Here is a 5,867-nt window from a genome sequence, read left to right on the forward strand (position 1 = left end):
CGCTGTTTCTCAAGAAAAACTAACCGGACTGGTTATTTTCCTGGACTGTCATTTTCAATAAATTGGTTTTTTCTGTTGAAAACAATCGAAATCAAAGCTGATCTTGCCCTGATTGAGCCTCTCCGATTATGATGCCTTGCTGCTTGATTTCTCCTGTTCAAATAACCCCCGAATCGACAGCTAATAACCGAATACGATGAGTTCGCAGCATTTCTTATCTCAACTGAACCAGATCGAAGCCAAGCGGATTTGCATTATCAAACCCAGTGCGCTCGGCGATGTTGTGCAAACACTTCCTCTCCTCCCAGTACTCCGTGAACGGTTTCCAGACGCCCGGATTTCGTGGATCATTCGTGACAGCTTTGCCAACCTGCTGGAAGGGCATCCCCACCTTGATGAAATTATTCCTTTCAGTCGACGCAGCTCTGTTCGCTACTGGTGGAATTTTCTGAAAGAGCTGAAACAGCGGCAATTTGACCTTGTACTTGATCTGCAGGGATTATTACGAACCGGCATCATGACGGCAGCCACTCGTGCCCGCTGGCGGATTGGCATCGAAGCAGCGCGCGAGGGCTCTCATTTAGCCTGCAATCTGACCATCCCGGACACAGGACGACTCGTGCCGGCTTATTTAAAATATTGGCGTGTGGCAGACGCGATGGGATTCGGTGAAACCCAAAGACAAACTGACATCTACCTCAGCCAGGAAGATACCCTCTGGGCAAAAAACAAACTCTCCCGCCTGGATAACAACTCCCCACCCACTCTTGCAATTCACGCTGGTGCGCAGTGGATCACAAAACGCTGGCCCCCTGAAAGCTTTGCAGCCGTCGGTGCAAAAGCGATCCGCCGATTCCGCTGCAATGTCGTTCTGGTTGGCACGGCAGATGAACGACCTTTAACCAATCATATTGAAAAATTATTACACAAGTTTGTACCCACAGGTCATGTCATTAATCTGGCAGGGGAAACGACCCTCAAACAACTGGCGGCGGTGCTAATCGAATCTGATTTTCTGCTGACAAATGATTCGGGCCCCATGCATCTTGCCGCTGGACTGGGAACACCGGTTACCGGCATCTTTACCTGCACGAATTCACTCCGTTCGGGACCTCCCGGTGACCAGCATCAACTTGTTTCAACCAATGTTGATTGTGCAGGTAGTTATCACAAGCGCTGCCCCAAACGGGGACCGCAAAACTTATGCTGCATGGAAGAGCTCGAAATCGGACGCGTCTGGCAAGCTTTATTCCGCCTGGTTTCTAATCACACATCTCAGGGAAATGTGAAAGCAGCGTAAGCCACTCACACCGGCTATCTTTCCGGCCGCCGCAGCTCATAGTAGCGACTCAAGACTCTGACGCGATAAATCTGATAAGCGGTAATCATTCCCAATATCGCCAACACCATCCCATAAATCACGGGATATTGCCATAGCTCCGCTAATTCCGGTCTGAGCAGCACCAGTGCCGAAAACGCGAGCAGGGACAGAACGGTGGTGAAGAAGACCAGTCTCACGTAAAAAAATAACCCGGCTGAGACAATCAACATCGGATAACCGATCAACAAAATCCCGATCGGAGAATCGGCCAGAAACAACAACCCGGTTAATAAAGAGACATCTGCGGCCACCCAGCAAAACCGCACCTTTACCTTGTTCTTCAAGTGGTCCAGGCTCCATTGAAAGAACAAAGCCAGGCTAGCCCACAAACCAAAAATGGTCATCATTTTGAGATGGTAATTGAGATCCATTCCTTGCGTTGAGTAAACCGTCTGGATGATTCCTGTCGCGAGAAAAATTGCTGATAACCGCGAGACTAAAGCTGGCTGCCTGCGAAACCAGCGCTGAAATTTCTGCCTGAGACCTGCTGGCTGTGCCTGAATCGGTTCCCCTGCGATAAAATGCTCCAGATCATCGGCCAGCTCACCCGCCGTCTGATAACGTAAATCCGGATCTTTCTCAAGGCATTTCAGACAGATCAGCTCCAAGTGATACGGGATGCGGGCGTTAAGTGTATGAGGCAGGGGAGGCTCGCCCTCGATGACATACACCAGAGAATCCAGAGGACTGTTCTGTTTGAACGGAGAAACGCCTGTCAAAAGCTCGTCGAGAATCGTGCCCAGAGAAAAGATATCACTGCGCGACGAAATAGCGGCAAGTTGTCCCGCAGCCTGCTCGGGTGACATATAACCGGGCGTTCCTACGATCATGCCACTCTGAGTTCGAACGTCATCTTCAGAGTCGGTTTGAAGCACATCAAACAGTTTCGCCAGTCCAAAATCCGTTACATGTGCCATTCCGTTTTCATCAATTAAAATGTTGGATGGTTTTAAATCGCGGTGAATAATGTCTTTGGAATGCAGATACTGCACAGCCTGTGATACCTGCAGCATCAGCGAGGCCACCTGATAAAAATCAGTCTGTGCCGTTTCGGACATCTGCTTTGCCCTGGTATTGGCTAATGAGCCTCCCGAAATATAGTCCATCGTAAAATAATGCTGCCCCAGATACTGACCCACTTCGTGAATGGGAACAATATGGGAATGCTGTAATCGTCCTGCCGCCTGGGCTTCCAGATAAAATCGGCGTACTTCTTCTTCTGAAGCAAACTGGTTACTTAAAATTGTCTTCAAGGCGACAATGCGGTTTAAGTCTTTCTGGAGTGCTTTATAAACCACACCCATGCCACCGCGACCGAGTTCTTCCAGTAGTTCATAGTTTCCGAATTCGATCGTCTGATGAGGGAACGCTCGTGCCGAATGAGTTTTCGAAAGCAAACGCGTGGCCTCTTCCGGTCCCGGAGATTGCGTTTCCCGAACAGAATGTTCGTTGTCAGGCGCTAACCGTTCGAGTGAATCCAGGCACGCCATTAATTTTTTCAGTTCAGGATTGACCACCCGTAATCCATGGCAGCTTTCCTGATCATGAGCCTGCAGGTAATTCAGGTATTGATTCAATACCTCGATCGCCACCTCTGATTGATCGTCTTGTTCGCTTGCCACCGGATTCAATACTTTCTCTCTCACTGCTCGTACGCAGCACTCGATTTGATACAGGTCAAATAACGGAATCAAACACGTTCCAGCAGTTCCTGTAACTGGTTCAAGGCCCTCAGCCAGAGCATTTGCACTGCACCAGCACTACGATTCATTCTTTCTGCGACCTGTTTAAACGAAAGCCGTTGCAGATTTCGTAACATAATCACTTCCTGATAATCAGCGGGAAGCTGCGCGACGGCCTCCGCCATCAGAATTTCCTGTTCCCGATTCAACAGCATCCGACTGGGGGTTTCCGCCTGATCTTTCAATTCCCATTGCTGAAAGCCAGACTGACCTGAACTGCCTCCGGGCTGATCGATTGAGAATTCTCGTTTCACATTACGTTTGGCAACACCTTGGTATTTCCGGGCAAAATCCAGTGCATTGTGATTCAAAATCCCCCGCAACCAGCCCAGCCACTCGGCCTCTGTCTCTCCTTTAAAATTTTCGAGTCCCTGGTGGGCTTCCAGCAATGTCTGTTGTACCAGATCAGAAGCATCGAATTTGGTGCGCATCCAGCCCTCAATCTGGGCACGTGCGATGAGCGAGACATAAGCACGGCATTTTTGCAGTAATTCATTCTCTGCAGAGCGGTCTCCCGCTCGGGCCCGTTGAATCAGCTCTTCAAAATGTGATTGAGACATCGTCGCGCCCCGGAGCCAGATAATACTGCAAACGTTTTCAACCAGACTTGAAAAGAGGGACACCGCCGCTTGAGCAGACAGATCACCGTTTTTTATATTTATTGCTCGCTTCTTTGAGTAAAGCACGTTCCTGATCCGTCAGGTTGGCTTCCCCTTCGCGGCTGATTTTTTCCAGAATCACATCCACTTTTTCGTCTAATTTGGCCTTGGAAAGTTTTGAATCCGGCTCGGTATACACGCGCAGGTGATTCTTCCTGGCAGACTGTTTTAATTTGAAAGCACTCCATTTCTGATTAAAACTTCCGGTCAGATGCCAGCCAAAATACTTGTAGGCGACTCCAAACGCAGCACCTCCCAAATGAGCAAAGTGAGCGGTACTGTCGCCTTGCTGCGGGCTGACAAACCCGAATACATCAACCACAGCGTAAAGCACGGCCAGCCAGCGCAGTTCAATCGGAAAGATAAACATTAAGAGCACGGTCATGCGAGGAAAATACATGGCGGTCAGAAAGACCACTGACATGACGCCACCTGAAGCACCAATCACAGGATTGGCGCTGATTGCAACGTGGCAGATACCACTGATGACGATACCGATCAGATAAAATGCCAAAAATTCCCGTGAGCCCAGGATCGGTTCAACAGAGCGGCCAAACATCCAGAGTACAAACATATTAAAGAAAATGTGTCCCAGAGAAGCTGTTGAGTGACAGAAACCATAAGTCACAAATCGCCAGATCTGGAAGGAAGGAAAAATAGCATCTCGTTGTAATGCGAGAAATTCAATAATCGAGGGGGAGAACGTCTCAAGCAAAAAGACAATCACATTGGCAATGATCAAATATTTGATAGCCCAGCCGCCAGAAGTCGTTCGGAAAGGATTGTAATTTCCTCCGCCACTTTCATGCCGCAGGTAATCCCGGTTCTCAATCCCCATTGCCCAACCTATCCTTGCTTGTCATTCCGAAATTGAGAGCGTCCCGAGAAAAACGCACACCTTCCATGCTATTGAGGAGCTGTCTGCTAACAACTCAAAGCGATTATGTTTTTGGCTTAGGTAACTGACTGGTCAGTTTGCTGACCTCTTTCACCAGATCCAGTTGTTTTTGATAGACATTCAACATATCACGTCGTAAACGATCTGTTTCCTGGAATTCCTGGTTGCGTAATTGTTCTTCTTCTTCCAGTCCTGAAATCAGGCCTTTTCTTAGTTCAACAGGCAGAATTTCATCCTGAGGCGCATTCTCGGAACCGATCAATTCACTGACTCTTGCTTCCAGTCGCTCTTTTGCAGCAGCCAGCAAGCGATTCAAATCCTGAATTCGATCCTGTTTTCTATTGATCTGCTGATCGCGCTCGACCAGGTCATCCCTCAGGGTTCTTAAGGTGGAAATATAATTGGGGGGCACAAGTGCTCTTAAACGCCATGCACCATTCTTCCAGGTTGCCACCTCACCCGGCTGGGGAGGTGTGACTGAGATCAACTGCGCACGATTGGCTTCGAGTGCATTCACACGAAATGCACCCACATAACTGAAACCACTCGGTTTACTCGGATCTGGTTGAAACGCAAAAACAACCGGTTGTGCAACCGGATCAGTACCTTGCTGCGCTGTTCCCAATCCCTGATTTCCACCGATATTGACCTGAATCTCACCCGTCTGCTGATTGGCAATGGTCACATTCGCATCCCAGTAACGATCCCACCCCAGCATGAGTCGTGTCAGGTCGCTGCGAAGCGTTTTATTTTCCGTCTCTTTAGCTTCGATCTCGGCTGCATTCTTCTGAATTTGTGCCTTGTTTTTTTCTACTGATTTCAACCAGCTCCCACGGACGTCAAGTACTTTTGAGGTCAGCAGGACAGCTCCTACGGCGGTGAGGGCAACAATCCAAACCAGGACTACTCCAGATTTATGCATCTTCTTTGAACCTTGATGGAATCGAACGAGAGCATTTGTCTCGTAATTCTATTTGAGTAATTAAAGTTACTTTTCGTTATAATTTACTGTATATCTCAGTTTTGACATCAAAAAAACGGGCAGAATTCATACCAGAGCCATCCTGTTTATTACATCGTCCTCAGGAGACAGTGAGAACGAAAATAAATCCTCAGGTATCAATTATTTTTCTGCACCCCAAAGAAGATCGGAGATTACTGTCACGAAAGCTGAGAAAGTTAAGCAG

At 48.3% G+C, this 5,867-nt stretch carries 5 protein-coding genes; 1 reads left to right on the plus strand and 4 read right to left on the minus strand.

The genetic code is table 11. The features are described from left to right. Nucleotides 1-196 precede the first annotated feature (196 nt). Nucleotides 197-1,300 carry a glycosyltransferase family 9 protein gene (locus tag Q0294_RS09855; RefSeq protein ID WP_299464121.1) on the plus strand — a complete coding sequence of 368 codons (1,104 nt, stop codon included), beginning with the start codon at nt 197-199 and terminating at the stop codon, nt 1,298-1,300. A gap of 14 nt (nt 1,301-1,314) precedes the next feature. Here the strand turns inward: Q0294_RS09855 and Q0294_RS09860 are convergent, their stop codons facing one another. The 4 genes from Q0294_RS09860 to Q0294_RS09875 form a co-directional block, all read right to left on the minus strand. Further along, nucleotides 1,315-3,003: a serine/threonine-protein kinase gene (locus tag Q0294_RS09860; protein WP_299464124.1), complete on the minus strand. Its 1,689-nt coding sequence runs from the start codon at nt 3,001-3,003 to the stop codon at nt 1,315-1,317. 68 nt (nt 3,004-3,071) lie between these two features. Next, entirely contained in the window at nt 3,072-3,683 is a 612-nt protein-coding gene (locus tag Q0294_RS09865) for a sigma-70 family RNA polymerase sigma factor (protein WP_299464127.1), read from the minus strand. Nucleotides 3,684-3,765: 82 nt separating this feature from the next. Next, complete coding sequence (locus Q0294_RS09870) at nt 3,766-4,620, minus strand: rhomboid family intramembrane serine protease (protein ID WP_299464130.1); 855 nt, start codon at nt 4,618-4,620, stop codon at nt 3,766-3,768. Between the two features lie 103 nt (nt 4,621-4,723). After that, nucleotides 4,724-5,602, minus strand: coding sequence for a hypothetical protein (locus tag Q0294_RS09875; protein ID WP_299464133.1), 879 nt, complete (start codon nt 5,600-5,602; stop codon nt 4,724-4,726). Nucleotides 5,603-5,867: the final 265 nt, after the last annotated feature.

The sequence above is a fragment of the uncultured Gimesia sp. genome, assembly GCF_937919775.1.
Taxonomy (GTDB): domain Bacteria; phylum Planctomycetota; class Planctomycetia; order Planctomycetales; family Planctomycetaceae; genus Gimesia.

Excerpts from the sequence above, each read along its gene's own strand:
- Q0294_RS09870 (WP_299464130.1), bottom strand. The coding sequence starts at position 4,620 with ATGGGGATTGAGAACCGGGATTACCTGCGGCATGAAAGTGGCGGAGGA.
- Q0294_RS09875 (WP_299464133.1), bottom strand. The coding sequence starts at position 5,602 with ATGCATAAATCTGGAGTAGTCCTGGTTTGGATTGTTGCCCTCACCGCC.
- Q0294_RS09855 (WP_299464121.1), top strand. The coding sequence starts at position 197 with ATGAGTTCGCAGCATTTCTTATCTCAACTGAACCAGATCGAAGCCAAG.
- Q0294_RS09865 (WP_299464127.1), bottom strand. The coding sequence starts at position 3,683 with ATGTCTCAATCACATTTTGAAGAGCTGATTCAACGGGCCCGAGCGGGA.